The organism is Streptomyces sp. AgN23, assembly GCF_001598115.1.
Classification (GTDB): domain Bacteria; phylum Actinomycetota; class Actinomycetes; order Streptomycetales; family Streptomycetaceae; genus Streptomyces; species Streptomyces antimycoticus.
The window spans coordinates 6,498,670-6,518,614 of record NZ_CP007153.1; the positions used below are offsets into that span (position 1 = coordinate 6,498,670).

General features: G+C 70.3%; 17 protein-coding genes and 2 pseudogenes. 11 read left to right on the plus strand and 8 right to left on the minus strand.

From position 1 onward, the window contains the following. Positions 1–25: 25 nt before the first annotated feature. On the minus strand, positions 26–1,165 hold the full coding sequence (locus tag AS97_RS28330) for a substrate-binding domain-containing protein (protein ID WP_210565881.1): 1,140 nt from the start codon (positions 1,163–1,165) through the stop codon (positions 26–28). A gap of 471 nt (positions 1,166–1,636) precedes the next feature. On the opposite strand from AS97_RS28330, the gene AS97_RS28335 reads away from it, so the two are divergent. The 7 genes from AS97_RS28335 (at position 1,637) to AS97_RS28365 (ending at position 9,218) form a co-directional block, all read left to right on the plus strand. Next, on the plus strand, positions 1,637–4,252 hold the full coding sequence (locus AS97_RS28335; RefSeq protein ID WP_247204518.1) for an ATP-binding protein: 2,616 nt from the start codon (positions 1,637–1,639) through the stop codon (positions 4,250–4,252). Next, complete coding sequence (locus AS97_RS28340) at positions 4,233–4,703, plus strand: roadblock/LC7 domain-containing protein (protein WP_210565882.1); 471 nt, start codon at positions 4,233–4,235, stop codon at positions 4,701–4,703. Before AS97_RS28335 ends, AS97_RS28340 begins: the two co-directional genes overlap by 20 nt. 223 nt (positions 4,704–4,926) lie before the next feature. After that, positions 4,927–5,289, plus strand: a complete 363-nt coding sequence (locus AS97_RS28345; RefSeq protein WP_059147891.1) for a DUF742 domain-containing protein — start codon at positions 4,927–4,929, stop codon at positions 5,287–5,289. Further along, positions 5,237–5,848 (plus strand): ATP/GTP-binding protein, encoded by a 612-nt coding sequence (locus tag AS97_RS28350; protein ID WP_059147862.1) that lies wholly within the window; start codon positions 5,237–5,239, stop codon positions 5,846–5,848. The genes AS97_RS28345 and AS97_RS28350 overlap by 53 nt, the downstream gene beginning before the upstream one ends. Before the next feature lie 380 nt (positions 5,849–6,228). Continuing rightward, positions 6,229–7,458: a cytochrome P450 gene (locus AS97_RS28355; protein WP_197049240.1), complete on the plus strand. Its 1,230-nt coding sequence runs from the start codon at positions 6,229–6,231 to the stop codon at positions 7,456–7,458. Positions 7,459–7,540: 82 nt separating this feature from the next. Continuing rightward, entirely contained in the window at positions 7,541–8,473 is a 933-nt protein-coding gene (locus tag AS97_RS28360; RefSeq protein ID WP_086707107.1) for an alpha/beta hydrolase, read from the plus strand. Positions 8,474–8,489: 16 nt separating this feature from the next. Then, on the plus strand, positions 8,490–9,218 hold the full coding sequence (locus AS97_RS28365) for a WYL domain-containing protein (protein WP_059147864.1): 729 nt from the start codon (positions 8,490–8,492) through the stop codon (positions 9,216–9,218). Here AS97_RS28365 and AS97_RS47710 read toward each other — a convergent pair. Continuing rightward, positions 9,215–9,406: a hypothetical protein gene (locus tag AS97_RS47710; RefSeq protein ID WP_236669697.1), complete on the minus strand. Its 192-nt coding sequence runs from the start codon at positions 9,404–9,406 to the stop codon at positions 9,215–9,217. The genes AS97_RS28365 and AS97_RS47710 overlap by 4 nt on opposite strands. A 301-nt stretch (positions 9,407–9,707) precedes the next feature. Between AS97_RS47710 and AS97_RS28375 the strand changes: the two genes are divergently transcribed. Beyond that, complete coding sequence (locus tag AS97_RS28375) at positions 9,708–10,529, plus strand: MerR family transcriptional regulator (protein WP_210565884.1); 822 nt, start codon at positions 9,708–9,710, stop codon at positions 10,527–10,529. Continuing rightward, positions 10,513–11,520 carry a BtrH N-terminal domain-containing protein gene (locus tag AS97_RS28380; protein WP_210565885.1) on the plus strand — a complete coding sequence of 336 codons (1,008 nt, stop codon included), beginning with the start codon at positions 10,513–10,515 and terminating at the stop codon, positions 11,518–11,520. Before AS97_RS28375 ends, AS97_RS28380 begins: the two co-directional genes overlap by 17 nt. Before the next feature lie 10 nt (positions 11,521–11,530). Here the strand turns inward: AS97_RS28380 and AS97_RS28385 are convergent, their stop codons facing one another. The 5 genes and pseudogenes from AS97_RS28385 to AS97_RS28400 form a co-directional block, all read right to left on the minus strand. Then, positions 11,531–13,000, minus strand: a complete 1,470-nt coding sequence (locus AS97_RS28385) for a membrane-associated oxidoreductase (RefSeq protein ID WP_210565886.1) — start codon at positions 12,998–13,000, stop codon at positions 11,531–11,533. Between the two features lie 116 nt (positions 13,001–13,116). Continuing rightward, a complete protein-coding gene (locus AS97_RS28390; RefSeq protein ID WP_210565887.1) occupies positions 13,117–13,866 on the minus strand; it encodes a VWA domain-containing protein in 750 nt (249 codons plus the stop codon). 191 nt (positions 13,867–14,057) lie between these two features. Then, positions 14,058–14,180 (minus strand): annotated as a pseudogene (locus AS97_RS47715) (GNAT family N-acetyltransferase); the annotation flags it as partial. 141 nt (positions 14,181–14,321) lie between these two features. Continuing rightward, positions 14,322–15,398 (minus strand): cobalamin-dependent protein, encoded by a 1,077-nt coding sequence (locus tag AS97_RS28395; RefSeq protein ID WP_210565888.1) that lies wholly within the window; start codon positions 15,396–15,398, stop codon positions 14,322–14,324. After that, positions 15,395–17,029, minus strand: a complete 1,635-nt coding sequence (locus tag AS97_RS28400; RefSeq protein WP_059147893.1) for a PP2C family protein-serine/threonine phosphatase — start codon at positions 17,027–17,029, stop codon at positions 15,395–15,397. Before AS97_RS28400 ends, AS97_RS28395 begins: the two co-directional genes overlap by 4 nt. 386 nt (positions 17,030–17,415) lie before the next feature. Between AS97_RS28400 and AS97_RS28405 the strand changes: the two genes are divergently transcribed. Beyond that, positions 17,416–17,955, plus strand: coding sequence for a DUF2231 domain-containing protein (locus AS97_RS28405; protein WP_185930013.1), 540 nt, complete (start codon positions 17,416–17,418; stop codon positions 17,953–17,955). Positions 17,956–18,076: 121 nt separating this feature from the next. Here AS97_RS28405 and AS97_RS28410 read toward each other — a convergent pair. After that, a pseudogene (locus AS97_RS28410) lies at positions 18,077–18,208 on the minus strand (peptide-methionine (S)-S-oxide reductase); the annotation flags it as partial. 42 nt (positions 18,209–18,250) lie between these two features. Between AS97_RS28410 and AS97_RS28415 the strand changes: the two are divergent. Continuing rightward, positions 18,251–19,738: a recombinase family protein gene (locus tag AS97_RS28415; RefSeq protein WP_210565889.1), complete on the plus strand. Its 1,488-nt coding sequence runs from the start codon at positions 18,251–18,253 to the stop codon at positions 19,736–19,738. The last annotated feature ends 207 nt before the right edge of the window (positions 19,739–19,945 follow it).

A 19,945-nucleotide genomic window follows, 5' to 3' on the forward strand; every position in this document is an offset into this window, starting at 1 on the left:
CGCGCTTCCCGCCCGGCCGCGCCGCCTACTTGCCCCAGATCTTGCGGTAGACCTGCCGATAGCCCTCGGAGTCCCAGGACAGCGCCCCGCCGCTGTTGGCGGCCGTGGTGATGTGCACCTGGGGGACGTATCCGCTGGCCGGCTTGCCCGCGAAGGCGCGGTTGAACTCGTCGACGATCTGCCAGCCCTGTTCGGTGAGGGGCTCGGGCACCGTGGCGGCCTGGAACCGCTCGCCGTTGACGCGCTGGAAGGCCGATGGATCGCCGTCCCCCGCACCGATGTTGAACGGGGCGTCCGCCCCGTCCTTGCCCGCGGCCCGCAGAGCGGCGGCGGTGTGGCGGAAGTACAGGTCGTTGATGGCGGCCGAGTAGGTCCACTTGTCCCCGTAGCGGGCGAGCAGCGAGCGGACTTCCCCGATGGCGCGCTTGTTGACCTCCGGTATCGGCATGTTCCGGTAGCTCAGCAGCTTGACGTCGGAGCAGGTGGCCAGCTCCTTCTTGATCAGGTCCGACTTGTGCTTGGCGAAGGGGACCGTGGCGTCGGTGAAGAGCACCACCCCCGCGCGGCCGCCCGAGTGGGCGATGATCCAGTCGGCGCTGATCTTCGCGACGTCCTCGACCCGGGTGGTCACATTGCTGAAGAGTTCGGGGCTTCCGTCGGGGCCGGGGGCCGGGGCGGCGTGCCAGCCGACCACCGGAATGCCCGCCGCCGTGGCCTGCTTGATCTCGTCGGCGATGCTGCCGGGGTCGAAACCGGCGATGGCGATGCCGTCCGGCTTCAGGGCCAGAGCCTTCTTGAAGGCGGACCGGTAACCGGCGGGCGTGCCCTGCCCGTTGAGGGTTCGGGCGCTCCACCGCAGGAGCGTGGCGGCTTCCTGGACGCCCTGGGCGACTCCGGCGGGACCGGGGTTGGAGAGGTCATGGGCGATGAAGACGACGCTCTTGCCGTGCCCGGCCGCCTTGGGCCCGGTGGTGGGGCCCTTCCAGGGGGCGTCGACGGCCTCCGCCTTCTTGACGGCTTGTCTGGCTCTGGCGAGGGCGGTCGGGCAGCCGGGTTCGGCGGAGCTGGGGTGGGATGAGGTGGAGGCGGCGCCGGGCTCGCAGCCGGCGGTGGCCACGGCCAGCAGCGCGATGGCCGACAGGGCCGCCTTGCGGGTGGGGTGCACGGATCTCCTCGCAGGGCACGGAGGGTACGGAGAGTACGGGCCGGGGGACTGGCCAGGGCTGGGAGGAGACAGGTTACGGGTGGCGGCGCCGCGCGGGGCAGCCCCCTTCGGCACCTGCGGCCACCATCGTGCACAGTCGTGAACAAGCCAGGTCTCGCGGCGCTCTCGGCCGCCACCCCATGGGCACCGAGCGGACACCTTAGGGACTCCGGTGGGGTCTCCGGCCGGGTGCGGAGCGATGCGGGGGTGATTTGAACTCAGCAATTCATGGAATTTCCGGAGTTCTTGAGAGGGCATGCCTTGCGCGGGTGCGCGCAGGCGGTAGTGTTCACGCCCGGTCAGGCATGTGGCGCGATCCCGTCGCTCGCATTCCGGCAGAAAACGCCGTCGCCGACGTCCCGCTCCCCGGTGTCGGCCATGGCGGCAACAACACCTCGGTCACGCTCAGGAGCACATCGAAGGAGGACCTGGGTGTCTGTGGACACGGCGGACCCGCCACCCGAACAGAAGCCGTCCGGGCACGCGCCACAGCGTCCGCGGTCCCGTCGCAGGACCGAAGTCCCCGGTGCGCTCCTGGACCGCTGGCCGTTCCGGCGGAAGCTCAACGTCCTGGTGATCGTGCCCCTGGCGGTCGTCGGCGTGCTCCTCGGCCTCGGTGTGTACAGCCAGGCGCGGCAGGCCCGCGACGCCGACCGGATCGCCGAGCGGGTGCGCGACACCGGCCAGGTCGCCCGGCTGATCAACGAGGTACAGGCCGAGCACCGCGAGGCGATTCTGCTCTCCGTCCAGCAGGAGTCGCTCCGCTCCGGCGCCACCCTCCCCTCGACCGCCGACTACCGCCGGGCGCAGCGGGCCACCGAGGAGCAGGCCGCCGCCGTGCGGTCCGCGTTCGGATCGGAGCTGCCGAAGGGCGAGGCGCGGGCCCTCGACTACGTCCAGCGCCTGAGCGTGCTGCGGGACAAGGTCGAACGGGGCTCGGTGCCCGCCGCCGGTATCGACCCCGCGTACGCCGCCGCCGTCGGCTATCTCATCGACGGCACCGGACTCGACCACTTCTCCGACAGCTCCTCGTCGTCCGCCATCGAGCTGGTCGACGCCGTGTTGCGCGCCGACGCCGCCCACGCGGCCTTCGAGGGCGGAGTGTTCTCCGCCCAGACCCGGGACGCCAACGGGCTCACCGAGTACACCCGCGCGGTCGGCGCCCACCGGGTCTACGAGGAGCAGTCGGAACGTTTCTCCAGAATCGCCGGCCCCGACCAGGTCCTGCGCCTCGACGGCATCGAGCGGAACTCCGAGGAGAACGGCATCGAGGACCGGTTCGCGGAGCTCCAGATCGACCCCAGCAGCTTGCAGGGCCAGTCGCCGCGACAGTTGCGCACCGAGATGGCCGCGGGCACGCGGCAGGCCGAGGCCCGCCTCGAGATCGCCCGCTCGCTGATCGGCCAGATCGCCGACCGCGCCGACGGCCTCTCCCGGGACGCCCTGCACAAGGCGCTGGCGCTGCTCGCCCTCGCCCTCCTCGGCTTCGCCGCCTGGCTGACCTTCTCCTTCCTGGTCCGCCGCTCCGTCGTACGCCCCCTCGCGGCCCTCACCGGCGCCGCCCGCCAGGTGGTCGAGGTGGCGGGCGAGGAACTCGCCAAGGTCGAGGACGAGGACGACGACGCGACCGACAGCACCCCGCTGCGGCCGCGCCCGATCCCCGTCCCGGTGCGCGACGAGATCGGCGATCTGGCCGAGGCGTTCAACCAGGTGCAGGTCACCGCCGCGGCGCTGCTGGAGCGGCAGGTGCTCAGCCGCCGCAATGTCGGCGAGATGTTCGGCAACGTCGGCCGCCGGGTCAGCAACCTCACCACCCGCCAGCTCAGCCTGATCGACGCCGTCGAACGCCAGGAGACCGCCCCCGACATCCTGGAGCGGCTCTACCGCATCGACCACATCGCCGTACGCCTCCAGCGCAACGCCGACAGCCTCATGCTGCTCGCCGGAATCCGGGAGACCGAGCTGGACGCCCGGCCGACCACCCTGGCCGATGTGATCCGGGCGGCGCTCGGCCAGATCGAGGGGTACCAGCGGGTGTCCCTGCGGTCCGAGACCGAGGCCACCGTCGCACCCGACATCACCGGCGACCTCACGCTGATGCTCGCCGAACTGCTGGAGAACGCGGTCGCGTTCTCCCCGTCCGACACCCCCGTCGAGGTCGTCGTCCGGCCCGGCACCGACGTCAGCGCGGACGGCGGGGCGCTGATCGAGGTCATCGACCACGGCCTCGGCATGGCCGTGGAACGCCTCGACGAGGAGAACGCCCGCCTGGTGCGCCGCGAGCGGCTCGACCTCGTACCGACCAAGGTGCTCGGCCTCTTCGTGGTCGGAAGCCTGGCCCGCCGCTGGGGCATCCGGGTCACCTTGAGCCGTACGCCGGGCGGCGGGGTCACGGGCAGCGTCTGGGTCCCGGCCGCGCTGCTGGTGGCGCGGGGGCCGGGGGCGCCCTCGGCGTCGGCGGGGGCCGGGCGGGAGCCCGAAGCCGCGCCCACCGCCCAGACCCCGCCGACCCCGGCCGTACGGGCCGCAGCCACCGCGCCCGGGCGCCGCCCGGCGGCGCCCGCGACGGAGTCCGGTCTGCCACGGCGCGTCCCGGCGGCGTCCCGTACGAACGCGGTGCAGACTCCCACCGCGCAGGAAACAACGAAGGCGGCGAATGAGCCGAACGCGGCGAACGAGCCGTCCACCGGGAACGAGCCGTCCACCGGGAACGAGCCGTCCACCGGGAACGAGCCGTCCACCGGGAACGAGCCGTCCACCGGGAACGAGCCGAACGCCACCCCGGTTGCCCCCACCCCCGCCTCCCGCCCGCTGCGCCGCCGCGTCCGGGGCGCGACGCTCGACAAGACCACCCCACCGGCCGACCGGGCGATCCCGGCCACGCGCCGGCCCGCCGATGCCGACGCGGTCCGTTCCGAACTCGACGAGTTCGAGGCCGCCGTACGCAGGGCGGAGCAGGACAGCGCCGTCGCCGCCCAGGCCGAAGCCACACCATCGACACATCAGCGCCCCCGGAAGGAGTCGGGAAGTGACCACGCCGACAGATAAGAGCGGTTCCGCTGAGCGGGATACCACCGATCTGCGAGCCGCCGCGGCCGACTTCACCTGGCTGCTCGACCGGTTCGCCACCGAGACCGCCGGTGTCGTCGACGCCATCGCGGTGTCCTCCGACGGCCTGCTGATCGCCGTCTCCCAACTGCGGGAACAGGCGGACTCCGAGCGGCTCGCCGCGATCGTCTCCGGTGTCACCAGCCTCGCCGCCGGTGCTTCCGGCAACTACGGCCTCGGCGACCTCAACAAGGTCATCATCGATCTGGAGGGCGGCCATGTGCTGGTCTCGTCCATCGGGTGCGGTGCCGTGCTGGGCGTGGTGACCACGAAGGAGGCGAAGCTGGGGAACATCGCGTACGAGATGACCCTCTTCGCCAACCGGGCCGGGGCCGCGCTCACCCCGCAGCTCGTCATGGAGCTGAAGAAGACCGCCGGGTCCGTCTGCTGACGGATCGCGCGGCGCACGGAGGAGGGGGCAGATGGTCGCCGGTGAACCGGTACCGCACGACGCGGCAGCGCATGAGGCGGCAGCCCACGAGGCGGAGGACAGCGCACGGGACGCCCGGGAGCCGACGGAGCCCGAGGAGCCGACGGAAGCTGGCGAACCGACGGAGGCCGTCGAGCCGAGTGACCCCGTCGAGCCGACCGAGCCCGTAGGCCGCGCCTCCGCCATCCGGCCGTTCCTGCTGACCGCCGGTCGGGTGGCCGGGAGCGGCACCGGGCCGCCGCTCCCCGTCGAGACCCAGATCGTGACGACGCCGGACGGGCTGTCCGCCCTGCGGTCGCTCACCTTCGAACGCCGCGACATCGTCGCCGCCTGCCGGCGCCCCCAGTCGGTGGCGGAGCTGGCCGCCCGGCTGCAGCTGCATCTCAACGTGGTCCGGGTCCTCGCGGAGGACCTGCGCGCCGCAGGACATCTGGCGGTCCATGTCCCGAACGCCGGGACCGTCCACGACATCTCCGTACTGCGAAGGGTTATCGATGGTCTCCGTGCCGTCCCCGACTCACGGGGCTCACTCCGCGACAGCAGTTGAACCGCCACTGCCGGTCAAGCTGGTCATCGCCGGTGGCTTCGGGGTCGGCAAGACCACGGCCGTGGGGGCGATCTCCGAGATCCGGCCGCTGACCACGGAGGCGCTGATCACGGAGGTCGCGGCGGGCGTGGACGACCTCACCCACACCCCCGGCAAGACCACCACCACGGTTGCCATGGACTTCGGCGTCATCACGATCGACCCGAAGCTGAAGCTCTACCTGTTCGGCACGCCGGGCCAGGACCGCTTCGGTTTCATGTGGGACGACGTGGTCGAGGGCGCCCTCGGCGGTCTGGTGATCGTGGACACCCGCCGCCTGGACGACTGCTATGCGGCGGTGGACTACTTCGAGCACAAGGACGTCCCCTTCGCCGTCGCCATCAACGCCTTCGACGGCGAGGTCCAGCACGATCTGGACGAGGTCCGCTGGGCCCTGGACATCTCCGAGCACGTCCCCCTGATCGTCTTCGACGCCCGCGAGACGCGCTCGGTTCGCGACGCCCTTCTGGTCGTCCTCGACGTGGCCCTCTCTCGCGCCCAATCCGCCCACCCGGCCTGACGCGAGGGGCGCAGAGCACGGCGCGTCGCACTGGCGGCGCACCGGCCGGGGCACGCCGGGGCGTTCAGCCCTCCGCGTCGTCCTCGCCCGAGCTCTCCTCGCCCCCGTTCGGCCGCGGCCGCAGATGGGTGCGACGCCCTTCTGCTCGCCCAGCGTCCGCAACTGACCGGCCAAGCCCTCGGTCAGCGGCGGGCCCTCCAACGCGGGCGTCGGGTTCGTCTCTCGCAGGATCCCCGTCAGGGCCAGCGGTACGCGCGCCGCCGAGGCGATGGTGTCCTGGGGGCGGCATAGCCAACGGCCATGACCGGTAGCCGCTTTGACTTCGCCCCTGAGGGGTGAGTAACTGTTCGCCGCACGTCGTACGTCTCTGGAGGCGCTCTATGGCCGAAGCGGAAGTGGCAGGCGAGACGGAAGCGGAGGGCGGCCGGGAAGCGGCAGGCAGCCCGAAAGCGCGCTGTCCCCTGGGCGATTTCCCGTTCGTATCGGAGCACCCCCTGGAGCCCCCGAAGGAATGGGCGGCGCTGCGGGCGGAGGGGTGCCCGGTGCCGGAGCTGACGCTGCGGTCGAGCGGGGAGCCGGTACGGGTGCTGACGCGCTACGCGGATGTGCACACGATGCTGTCCGACCCGCGCTTCCCGAGGGACCGGAGCGAGGCGGGCCCGGACGGGACCGGCACGGGCGAACGGCACCAGCGCTGGCGGCGGTTGGTGGCCCAGACGCTCACCGCGAAGCGGGTCGCCGCGCTCCGCCCCCGGATCGTCGCCATCGCGCATGACCTGGTGGACACCATGGAGGCCGGCCCGAAGCCCGCGGACCTCTGGGCGGGTTTCGCGTATCCGTTTCCGGTGCGGGTCGTCGGCGCCCTGCTGGGCGTCCCGGAGCAGGACTGGGACCGCTTCTCGTACTGGTCCGGCGCCCTGTTCAGCCAGGACCGCTACGGCGAGCAGGAGACCCGCACCGCCCGCCACGACCTCGCGACCTATCTGGCCGAGCATCTGGCCCGGAAGCGGCGCGAACCGGGTGACGACCTGCTCAGCAAGCTGATCGAGATCACCGACGCCGCCGACCGCCGCCTGCCCGAGGCGGTCTTCGTCCAGATCATGCAGGGGCTGATGCACGCCGGGCACGAGACGACGTCCAGCGTGATCGGGAAGCTGGTCCCGGTCCTGCTCGACGACCGTTCCCGCTGGCAGCGCCTGCTGGACGACCGCTCGCTGATCCGCCCGGCCGTCGAGGAGCTGCTGCGCTTCGACGTCAACCGGGGCCCGGGCATGCCGCGTTACCTCACCGACGACATCGAACTGGACGGCGAGGTGATCCCGAAGGGCAGCACCACCCTGTCGGTCGTCGCCTCCGCCAACCGCGACGAGCGGATGTTCTCCGACCCGGACGAACTCGACCTGACCCGTTCCCCCAACCGCCACCTCGCCTTCGGCGCCGGCGCCCACTCCTGCATCGGCCAGGCCCTGGCCCGCACCGAACTCCAGGTCGCCCTGGAAATCCTGCTGGAGCGCCTGCCCGGTCTCGACCTGGCGGTCCCGTCATCCGAACTGGCACGGCGCGAGGGAGTCCTCACGGACAGCTTCGAGCAAGTCCCCGTGGTGTGGTAGCGAGCAGCGCGCCAGGATCGTGACGCGGATCACAAAGAAAGGGTGACAGGGTGGTGTCGCGGACGGCTGCGACTGTCTGCGCATGACGATCACAGATGAGGACTGCCTCGCCGAGACCCTGGCCTTCAACGAGCAATTCGAGGCTGCCGCGGCGAGCCGTCCGGCCCGCGGGCAAGCCCCGAGCGCGGACACGTTGGCGCTCCTGCGGCGCAACCGGCTCGGCGGCGACACCCCACCGGTGAGACTGCCGCACGCCCAAAGCCGCGTCGTCGAGGGCGGGGTGAAGCTCCGGACGTTCGTACCGGACCGCGTCGACGGCGTGTACCTGCACATCCACGGAGGCGGCTGGGCATTCGGCTCCGCGGACGGGCAGGATGAACGGCTCTGGCGGCTTGCCGTACAGGCACGGCTGGCCGTGGTGAGCGTGGAGTACCGCCTGGCGCCGGAACACCCGTTCCCCGCCGGGCCCGACGACTGCGAAGCGGTCGCCCGGTGGCTGGTGGAGCACGCCGCGACCGAGTTCGGTACCGAACGGCTGCTGATCGGTGGTGAATCGGCCGGTGCCCACCTGAGTGTCGTGACGCTGCTACGCCTTCGCGATCGGCACGGCATCACCGGCGCGTTCCGGGCGGCCCACCTGCTCTTCGGCCTCTACGACCTGTCGATGACACCGAGCCAGCGGTCATTCGGCCCCAGGCAGCTGCTGATCAACACCGACTCGCTTCGCGGCATCTACGAGCTCTTCACCCCGGGGATGGACGTGGAGCGCCGCCGCGACCCCGAGCTCTCACCCCTGTTCGCGAACCTGGCCGGTCTGCCGCCCGCCCGCATCGTCGTCGGCACCGAGGATCCGCTGCTGGACGACTCCCTGTTCCTGGCCGGGCGCTGGCAGGCGGCGGGCGCGCCCGTGCAACTCGGCGTCGTCGCCGGCGCGATGCACGGCTTCACCCTCTTCCCGCTGACCGTCACCGAGCGGGAACAGCGGCGCGAGCGGGACTTCCTGGCCACCGCGTGACGGTAGCGTCGGCCTCATGAACCGCACGGCCCGGCTCTACGCGCTGGTGGAAGAGTTGCGCGCGGCCGCGCCGCGACCGCTGACGGTCGCGGCGCTCGCCACGCGATTCGAGATCAGCACCCGCACGGTGCAGCGCGACCTCCAGGCTCTGATGCGGACGGGTGTCCCGGTGCGCACCACACCCGGACGAGGCGGGGGCTGGTCGATCGCCCCCGAGATGACCCTGCCCCCGATCCACTTCACCACCGATGAAGCCTCGGCACTGACCGCCGCGCTCGCCACGGCCGACGCCTCCACCCCGTACGCCGGTGCGGCCCGTTCGGCAGCCCAGAAGGTCGCGGCCTCGATGACCGGCCCCGCCTCGACGGCGGCCCGGACACTCGCCGCACGCATCGTTACGCTGCCGACGCGAACCGACTCCGAGGTCCGCACCGCGGTGGAACAGGCCCTCTCCCACAACCTGGCGCTGCGGCTGTCCTACACCGACGCGGCAGGACACGAAAGCGACCGCGTCGTGGAACCGGCCGGACTGCTCACCGCCGAAGGCCGCTGGTACCTCATCGCCTGGTGCCGCACCCGGCGCGCGGGCCGAGGCTTCCGCCTGGACCGGATCACAGCGGCGACTCCCACCGACGAGCGGGCACAGCCCCACAACCTGGCCGACCTACTCCTCGGCTCCACCGCCGCCGCCGCGGTGCGGCCCGCCGCGCTGGCCCCACTCACACCCGCCCGGCCACGGCACTAGCCGCCAAAGCCCCAGAGGAGAGCGGTCGGGCCGGCGAACCCCAGGACACCCAGGGCCGTGCCGGTGACGGCGGCCCACAGCCGCCCGACGCCGCGGCGGGCGTGGTGGATGCCCATGGCACCGAGCACAGTGGCGAGCGCTCCGCCGAGGATCGCCCACGGGAGGGTGATCAGCACGAGCGCAGGCACCCATGCGCCGATAGCAGAGAGGACACCAAGAACAACGGCGGTGGGTCCCAACGCGACGGCAGGCGAATCACTCCGGCCCGGCATGGCCCCACCCCCGGACCCGGACACGCTCGACTCGGACATGACGTGCACCTCCGTGGGACGCATTCCCGCTGTGCACTGATCGTACCGACGGGCTGTGACTGCCCCATGGGGGGCGGGCGTTGAGCGGGGGCGTCCCGGCGGAGGGAGAGGCAGGCGGTATGGAGCCCATGGGCACAGCGGTGGACTCTCCCACCGTCGGAGAGTCCACCATGACGGCATGCACGAAGAACTCCTCACCATCGGGCGGTTCGCCCGCCTGTGCCGCCTCAGCATCAAGCAGCTCCGGCACTACGACGAGACGGGGCTCTTGGCTCCGGTCCGCGTGGACGCCAACTCCGGCTACCGCTATTACGCGCCTGAGCAGGCACGGGATGCCCTGACCGTTGCCCTGCTCCGCGAGATGGATCTCCCCCTGGCCGTGATCGCCCAGGCGCTGGCCGCCGAGCCCGAATCCAGGGCACAGATCCTGCGCGCCGAGCGGGACCGGCTGGCCGAGCGGATCAGCAGGGATCAGGCACGGCTGGAGATGCTGGAGCGGCTGGCGGAGGGCGGCCTTCCCGGCTATGAGGTGACGATGGGCAGAGAGCCGGAGCGGCGGCTGGCGGTGGTGCGGGCGGCCTGTGCCTTCGAGGAGATCGGAGAGACGTTCGGGGCATGCGTGGGCCGGCTGTTGCCCGTGCTCGGCAAGGGGGGAATCGCATGGGAGCCGCCGCTGTGGGGGCTGTATCCGCTGGATCTGGAGGAGCGGATGGAGATCGCCGTCGGGGCGCAGACCTCGCAGGGGGAGGGGACGCCCGGCCTGGAGTTCGAGACGTTGCCCGGCGGACCCGTCGCCGAGACCGTGCACCTCGGGTCCTATGCCCAGCTGCCCCTGGCCTACAACGCTCTCTTCGCCGCTGTCCACGAGCGCGGGCTGCGTCCGCAAGCGCCGGTACGTGAGGTCTATCTCGTCGGGCCGGCAGAGGCACCGCAAGAGGAATGGACGACCCGGCTGATCATCCCCGTCGAGGAAAGCAAACGGCATGACCACAGTGATTGACCTTGACGCCCGTGGTACGCGGCACTGCGAGACGTCGGCTCTCGGGGTGCTGCTGCGGCACCAGGGACTCGATCTGTCCGAACCCATGCTCTTCGGCCTCGGCTCCGGCCTGTCCTTCATCTACTGGGACAGCAAGAGCATGGGCTTCCCCTTCCTCGGGGGACGGGTCAAGCCCTTCGAGCTGACCAGGAACCTGGCCACCGGACTCGGGCTGGACCTCCAGGTCCAGGAGACCACCTCCCCTCGCCGGGCATGGGAGAACGTCGCGGCCCACATCGAGGCCGGCCGCCCCGTCGGACTGCAGCTCGACAGCTACCACCTGGACTACTTCGGATCGAAGGTGCACTTCGGCGGTCATGTCGTCGCCATGTACGGCTACGACGACCGCGGCGCCTACCTGGTGGACACCGACCAGCAAGGCGGAACGGTGACCACCAGCCTGACCAGCCTCGCCCGGGCCAGGGCCGCGCGCGGCCCGATGACCGCCAAGCACCGGTCCTTCACCCTCACCGCCCCGAAGCACCTGCCCTCCCCGCAGGGCCACATCATTCCCGCCATCGCCGCCTGCGCCGACGCCTTCCTCAAGCCGCCCATCGCCAACCTCGGCCACCGAGGCATCGAAAAGGCCGGCAAGCAGGTACGCACATGGCTCGAGCGGACCGACAACCCGCGGCGGGACCTACCCCAGGCCGCCCTCCTGATGGAGCAGGCCGGCACCGGCGGCGCCCTGTTCCGCAACCTCTACCGCGACTTCCTCGCCGAATGCGCCCAACTGCTCGACAGCGACCACCTGCGCACCGGCCACGCGATGTACACCGAGGCGGCCACCCTATGGACGGAAGTCGCCGCACTCATCAGCCGCGCCGGTGCGTCAGGCGATACGCAGTGCCTCGTACGGGCCGGCGCCATCCTCCACGACCTTTCCCGCCTAGAGCACGCGGCCATGCGCGCGCTGAGCCGCCTGGCAACCTATGGCGGCCCCCGTACCTGAACAACCCTGACTATTGGCGGGAGAGGACCCGGGTGATGCCCGCGGCCAGGGCCGTGGCCAGCAGCCAGCCCGCGCCGATCAGGAGCCAGGCGATCCACTGGGCCGGCCCCGTCGGCTGGAACGCCCGCTCCTGGCCGAAGTCGATCACAGGAAGGAGCAGGTCCAGGCTGTACATCACGGGATTGAACACCGGATGGGGCGTACCACTGGGCAGGTGCGGCCGGTGCAGGCCGAAGACGGTGGTTCCGGTGGCGAGCAGGGCCAGCAGCCACACCGCGGCACGTTCCGGCACGTAGCCGTACCCGACGGTGGCATCCTGCACATACCCCCAAGCCCGGGCGTACCAGGGGAGGGTCGTACGGCGGTGGCGCTGGCGGGTCCGGAGCACGGTCCGGGCGTCGCGGTCCTGGCCGATGGACTGGTAGACGGTGGCGAGCTGCTGGTACGGCTGGGGCCGGTACCCGTCGGGATCGCGGCTCAGCAGCTCAAGGTGATCGTTGACGGCCAGGTGCGGTTCCAGCGACCGGTAGACCAGCCCGTCGAGTTGGAGCGGCGACTGCTCGTGACCGTCGTCATGGAGCCGGAGTACCCCGATGGCCGCGTGGCGCAGATCCATGCCTCCCGTGGCCCGCGCGGGCCGAAGGAGCAGTTCCCCGGCCTGGAGGTGAGGGCAGGAGAGGGCGTTTCCCTGGGCGGGCGTGAGGGACGCCGCATCGAAGCTGACCGACCCGCCGACGGTGGCGCCGGTCAGCGTGACGGTTCCGTCGGCGCGGAAGCCCTCGCCGCAATCGATGGTCGTGGGGACCTGGATACCGGGGGCGAACAGGGCCTCACCGCCGGGTTGGCGCAGCGCCGCCCCGCACAGGTGCAGGCCGTCACCGAGGCGCGCCTGAAGCAGTCGCAGCTCCCCGTCGGCGCGGAATCCGCCGGTCCCGACGACGCCCTTCGCCTCCAGGCGTGCGCCGTCCAGGGCTATACCGCCGGCATGGGAGAGGTGCGCGCCCTGGAGGAGCAGGCTCCCGCTGATGTGCGCGTCATGTACGTCGACCTTGCCCTGTACGCGACAGTTCATCAGGTCGAGGTTCCCGTCCACCGTCGTGGCGCCCATCCCCAGCCCCGGTAGGCACGAGCCACCGAAACTGGTGACCCGAAGGGTGGCCCCGTACAGCTGCGGCGCCTCCTCGAACCAGCACTCCTCCAGCCACAGCACGCAGCACACCTCGGAGAAGACCAGGCGCAGCTTCCCCGCTATCCGGGCACCCACCAGGTGGACCATCGGAGTTTCACCGCTGATGGCATCGGCACCGCCCAGCAGCAACGAGCGGACCACCGAGGCCCGCACCTGCCGCTCCGGCCCCCAACCGCCGCCGTCCATCACCGTTCCGCCGACCGCGTCGCGCGGACGCAGATCGACTTCGCCCCCTGCGGCGAATGCCTCCCAGAGCCGGAGTTCCGGGTCGGTGAGGTCATCTGGGCGCATCCGGGGGCCCTCCGGCTGGTCGGGAACGGGGCCCGCCCATGATCAAGCCGGGCGAGGTGGCCGCCGCGAGCGTAGCCACGTGTCCTGGGATGCCCACGCTCTGGGCCCGGCAGTCCTCAGCCCCTCAGGACACCGGCGGCGCGGGCGGAAGCGAGCCACCGCGGGAACTCATGGAGCAACTGATCGTAGAGTGCGGCGTCGGAGAGGCCCTTCGGTTTCGGTCCGGCGGCGAAGAAGCCCGCGTTGTCGACGATGCGCCGGTGGGGCACCGGCAGCTCGTCCAACCTGCGCAGGAAGCGGAACTCGTCGTCGCCGAACCCGATGAACTGCCAGAAGAGGGGCAGCCCCGCGGCCGTGCACAGCACATGCTCTGCCGCCGCCTTGGATGTGGGGGAGCCGTCGGTCTGGAAGACGACGAACGCCGGGTCGTCGGCTTTGGACGACTGGTAGTGGTCGATGACGGCCTGCATGGCGACGTGGTAGTTGGTACGGCCCATGTGCCCCATCGAGTCGTGCAGGGGGTTGATCCGGTCCTGGTAGGCATCGAGGCTGATCTCAGCCGTCCCGTCGATCTCCGTGGAGAAGAAGACGACCGGCACGATCCCGTCGTCATCGAGGTGCGCCGCGAGAGCCAGCGTCTGCTCCGCCAAGTGCTGTACGGAGCCGTCACGGTAGTACGGGCGCATGCTCCCGGAACGGTCCAGAACCAGGTACACCGCGGTACGCTGCCCGTCGGCGCCGTGCTTGGCCAGCGAGACCGCAGCCGTCTTGTAGAGGCTGACCAGCCCCGGAGCCTGGGCGGCTACCTTTTCCAGACTGATCGCTGGGGTGGGCGTCTTAGGGGGCTTGCGGTAGTCGATGGCCATAGCCGGTGATTGTCCTCCCACGGGTGAACTCCACCATGAGCCGCCCCCGTTGGGCGCGAGCGCCGCCTGGCTCGCCACCCCGTCGACGTAGGAGTGGCCGTCGCAAGCCCACCGTGATGCCGCAGCAGCACCTTGACCTCGACCGGAAGTCCTCCCCGACGCGGAGCGAGACCACGCCGAACGCCAGGCCCCAGGTCGTGATACATGACGTGCAGTCCGACCGGCCCCAGCTCCGGATGCCGAAACGCGCCCGGCACGGTGCCGATGAGGGTGAACCCGAGGCGCTCGTACAGCCCGACAGCAGGCGCGTTCGACGATCGGCCAGACCTGCGACCAGTCACGTTCCTCGAACGCCCGGATTTCCATCCGCCATACGCTAGCGATGGGGTTCAGCCCTTTCGACCGATTTTCTCGTGCCGCATCAGTCCGATGCGACCGTTGCCACCCCCTCCCGTTCATGCGTGAGGGCCGGAGCCCACCCCTTGCTCGGTGAGGCATCGGCGCCCCGCCGCGAGTGTGGCCAGGGCCCGAGGGGACTCGCGCAGGCGGTCGGTCAGGGCGTCCGTCAGCGTGAGGAGGCAGCGGGGGTCCACCGAGCGGGCGGTGAGGTAGGCCATGGCGAAGGCGAGGTGGCCGGTGAAGACGCGCTCGTCGTCCACGAATACGGCCGCTGCCAGGGAGTCCAGCAGCCGGCCGAGGAAATCGGCGGCCTCTTCGTGTTCCATGCCCGAGCGGCTCCGCAGGCCGGGGAGTACGTCACGCAGCGCGTGGATCACGTGATCGAGCAGCTCAAGGCGTTGCCGGACGAGTACGGCGTACGCCTCCACGGCACCGGGCTGGACCGACGACTGCCCGCATGTCACCGGGGGCCAGGGGTGAAGCAGTGCTTCCGCTGCGCTACGGGCGTCGGCCGCGTACAGGTCCGCGCCCAGGGCGTACGCCCATGTGCCCTCGGGGCCGAACCCCGGCCCGCCCGTCAAGACGGGAACGCCGGCGTATCTGCAGGTCTCGATCTGCCGGTAAGCCAGCGGAAGGTTCCACGACAGGGTGCACGAGAGAGCGACCACGTCAGGGCCGTTCTGGTGGACGTCCGAGAGAAGCTCGTGCGGGGAGACCGAGCCGCCGAGTGAGCGCACCTGAAAGCCGCGCAGTCGCAGCACCTCGGTGAGGATGTGGGAGGGCAGAACGTGCCATTCGCCGTCGCTGCACGCCACCAGCACATGGCGGGGTGGGCCGGCTCCCGCAGGGGTGCGTGCGGTGCCCCCGGTGTGGGCAGTGGACGCGATCGCGTCCACTGTCAGGCGGCTGACGTGGGTGGCCGCGTGCTCCTGCGCCACCGTCCACTCGCCGGACTCCCACCGCTCACCGACCCTCACCTGGGCGGGTGCCACCAGGCCGAGCAGTACGTCCTCCGCGCTCACGCCGCTCGCCACCAGGCCGGTGGCCAGCTCCAGCGCTCCGTCCTCGTCCGCACCCGCAAGGCAGGCGTCGAAGTCCGCGCGGATGGTCTCGGTGATCCCGGTGCCGTTCATGAGCCCTCCGAGTCCCTCGCATCTGCGGACACTGAGCCACGGCGAGGGGGTGCCTGAAGCGTCAGGATGGAGATGTCATCGTGCGGGCGACCGGCCAGCCATTCGGTCGTGAGGAGTTCCAGTCGCTCGGCGACCGACGGCGCCTGCATGCCGCCGCAGCTGGCCAGCGCGTCGACGAGGCGTTCGTCACCGTAGATCTCCCGCCCGCTCGCACCGCCTCGCGCCTCCGTGACCCCGTCGCTGTAGAGCAGCATCAGCTCACCGGGGTCGAGACGGCACTCGGTACGGCCGAAACTGGGATCGGGCACCGCCCCGAGGAGCATGCCCTCGCAGACGATTTCCGCCACCTTTCCGTCGCCCCGCAGGACGAGCGGGGAGAGGTGGCCGCCGCTGGCGATCTCCACCTGCACCGAGCCGTCGTCGCAGGGGCGGGCGGAACCCGTGACCAGGGTCGTGAAGCGATGGCCCGCACTGATCATGAGGTCGTTGAGCAGCCGCAGGTCACCCAGGGGCTCGGGCTCCCGCTCGACCATGGCCAGGGTGCGCATGCTCTGCCGCACCTGGCCCGCCACCACCGCGGCCTCCGCACCCTTGCCGGACACGTCACCGAAGAAGAACGTGACCCCGCCCGCGGTGGAAGGGGCCACATGGTAGAAGTCGCCGCTGATGCGCAGGGCCTCCGCGGCCGGCCGGTAGGCGGCGCCGAGCCTGAGACCGTCGGCCGACGGCAGCGGCTCCGGAGCCATGCTGGTCTGCAGGACGGCGATGGTGTGGGCCTGCTGCGAGTAGAGCGCCGCCGTTGTCAGCGCGAGTCCGGCCCGTACGGCGAACCGATGCGCCAGGTCGATGTCCGCGTCGTCGAAGCGGGCACGCTCCGCGCCGCGCAGCATGATCAGCGCACCGGCCGGGACGCCCCCCGCGGTGAGCTGGACCACCAGCGCGGCCTCGCCCTGACCGAGCTCACCGGGCACGACCTCGTCGAGCGCGTCCATCTCCTGGGGGCGTAGGACGGTGGGGCGGGGTTGGAGCCCGTACAGCGCGTCCGCGACCTTGGGCGCCCGTTCCAGCGTCTCGACGGCCACTTCCCCGGAACACCGGGCATCGCCCGGACCCGCCCGGTGCCAGTGGGTACGCCGTCCGCTCGCGGGCAGGACGACCACGGACGCGTCCGCCAGCTTCGGGATCACGATGTCGACCAGCGCATGGACGGTACGGCCGTGGTGGAGCGAGGCGCCCAGGCGCCGGGTGGTCTCCTCCAGAAAGGCCGACATCTCGCGCTCGTGGGCGAGGGCGGCCTCGGCCTCCTGGGCGCCGCTGACCTGATGGACCAGCCACACCGTGAGCCCACCGGCGGTGTGCAGACGACCGCTGAGCCCGCGGCCCTCGTAGGCGGTGGAGAAGTGCTCCGCTTGTTGGGCGGCGGCCCGGGCGAGGGGCGCGGCCGCCGACATGCTGACCGGGCTGCCCGGACGCAGCCCGGGGAAGAGGCGGGCGGCGGCGCGGTTGAATCCGCGGACGGGCCCGTCGGCCCGGTCGCAGATGACGACGGCCTCGTCGACAAGATCCAGCAGCTCGCCCAGCTGCGCCGGGGCACAGCCCCATATGCCCCCGCCGCCGCTGTCCTCCGTCATCGGCCACCGCCTCTTGCGCATGACGCCGCTACGCCCATAGTGCCCAGATTGCTCCACCTTCCATTGTGTTTGTCCGGTGTGGTTGTCGCAGAGGCGCGGCGAGGGGGCGTCCCCGGAGGGCCGGAAGGCCCGGGGGCTGACGACAGGAGCGGACGTCAGCCCTCCGCCGGAGCCACCCCGATCGGGCAGGAGACGCCCGTACCGACGGGCCTGTGCTCCAGTGGCCGGACCGGGCGGCGTTTTCGGTTCCGGAGCGGCCTCCGGAAGGGACGGGTTCAGAGGAAGCTCAGAGCTTCCTGTGACAGTCTGGCGCGCCTCATAGGCCGACAGGCTGAGCGCCCGTGCCCGCGCCGACCTCTCGTGGTCACTTTCTGGAGGAAAAAAAGATGAGCATCACCGTTGTCAACGGCCTGCCCGCACACGTCCTGGTCGTGCACTTCGTCGTCGTGCTCGTTCCCCTGAGTGCCCTGGCGGTCGTGGTGGGCGCGATATGGCCGAGTGCGGCCCGGCGGATGGGGGTGGTGCTTCCACTTCTGGCCCTCGTGACGCTGGCGAGCGTGCCCGTGGCCACGAATGCCGGCGAGTGGCTGGAGGAGCACGTCGACAGCGACGCCCTGGTGCGCAGGCACGCCGAACTGGGCGATGGGTTGCTTCCCTGGGCGGCGGGCCTGTTCGTGCTGGCGACGGCGGTCTGGTGGACGACCCGCAGGTCGGCGTCGGCGGAGGCGGCCCCCGGGGAGCGGACCCGGGCGGCCACCCCCCGGTCCGCTCTGATCGTCCGTGCAGCGGCAGTGGTGCTCTCCGTCGTGGTGGCCGCGGGCGCCGTGGTGGACGTGTACCGGATCGGCGACTCCGGAGCGAAGGCCGCCTGGCACGACGGCTTCTCCAAGACCGCCGATGGCGGCGGACATGGTGACGACGACTGACACCCTCGGCCCGGTTGCCACTGAATGATGGCCGGAGCCGCCGCCGAAGCGATCCGGATCCGCCACAGGGCACGCGTCCCGCGTCGGCCGGCCGGTCGCCCTCGCTGTGAGCCGGAGGCCCTCAGCTTCCAGCGGGGGCGATCCCGGTCGGGCAGGAGCCGCCGTCCGACGGGTCACTCAGTTTGACGCCCGTGCCGCCGATGCCGCAGTAGCCGGCCGGATTTTTGTCCAAGTACTGCTGGTCGTACTCCTGTCTCTCGGGCAATATTAGTCCGGGACGACTACAGGGGGCGATATGACCAACGACTCTCAGTTAGTGCCGGTGGTGGCCTACGCGCGGATCTCCGCAGATCTGGCCAGGGACGGGCACGGAGTCGAAGATCAGCACAGGGTGAACGACGAGACGGCTGCAACGCTGGGCCTGAAGATCGTTCACTACTACACGGACAACGACCTTTCAGCGGCCAAAGCCGATCTTGTGCGGCCCGACTTCGAGGCCATGCTGAGGGCGCTCAAGGCCGGACGCCTCCCGGATGCCCAGCCGGTGCGTGGCGCGATCGTCGTTGCGGATGACCGATTGGTGCGGCGCGTCGGTGACTATGAGCGCTTCGTGGATGCCCTGACCTATGAAGACGGGCGGGTGTACGCGGACGCCAAGGGGCTGAAGGATCTCTACAACGAAGATGTTGAGTCCATGGGGCTGTTCGGTGTTGTCATCGCGAAGGCGGAAGTGCGCAAGATCAAGCGGCGCACCCGTCGCTCGCATCGGCGGCGGGCGGAGGAGGGAATCCCTGTCGGGGGGAAACGGCCGTTCGGGTGGAAGGACGACAAGCTAACGCTTGAGCCAGATGAGGCCGCGCTTTTGGCCGAAGCTGCGCGGGATGTGATCGCAGGAAAATCCTTGCACTCCATTCAGCTTCGATGGAATGACGCGGGGGTGCGGACGGTCCATGGCAACGAATGGCGAAGCCGGTCGCTCAAGCTAGCGCTATGGAATCCTCGGCTGTGTGGCTGGCGTAAGCACAACGGGGAGTTGGTGCGAGATGTCAACGGCCTCCCTGTGGTCGGTAAATGGGAATCCATTATTACGCCGAAGGAATGGATGGCCATCGACGCTCTCTTTTCGGCGCGAATTGGGCCTAACATCAAAGCGGACGGTACGGTCACGGACTACCGCACTCCCTCGTACCTCCTCACTGGGATTCTTCGGTGCGGGAAGCCAAAAGGGGACGGGCAGATCTGTAATGCCCCTTTGCGGGTGAGTGCCAGGCCGGATCTCTCAGGTGGATACGTTTACCAGTGTCCTAGCCGGTCCATGGGGGGCTGTGGTGGAAGTGCCCGGAACGGCGCCAAAGTCGACGAGTACATCACGGAAGCGGTCCTGGCGAAGCTGGAGGAGCGTACTGCGGCCAAGACTCAGCTAGATGCCGAGTGGGGTGGGCAGGAGGAGCTTGATCGCCTCATGGTCAAGCAGCGGAAGATGTTGCAGGCTTGGCAGGAAGACCAGATCTCGGATGAGCTGTTCTTTCCGGAGAACCACAAGATGGAGTCCCGGATCAAGGTACTTCGCAAGGAGCGGACGCAGCACGCCTTGCAGGTTCAGCGTGCTTCAGTGGTCACAGAGGACGTCCGAAAACAGTGGTATTCGGGAAAGCTCGACATGGCCCAGAAGCGTGCTCTCATCCGCGAAGCGCTGCATGCTGTGATCGTTCTTCCAGTCGGCGGAGGGGGTAGGCGCCCATTTAACCCCGACCTCCTCGTTCCCAAGTGGACGGAAAGCTAGACTCAATACGGCGAAGAGGGGCGCGGCGGTTGCGCCCCTCTTTGGTGTTCGCTGCGATTATCCTTGTGTATGTTTCCTTCTCGATTTATGATCTCGTCGATCGTCTTCCACGAGATCAACACCGATTATCCTGGAAATGCGACGCCACCGTTCTTCGCTCCAAGCGGGAGCGTTGGCCGCTTGCTTTCGTCCCCATTCGCGGGCGCT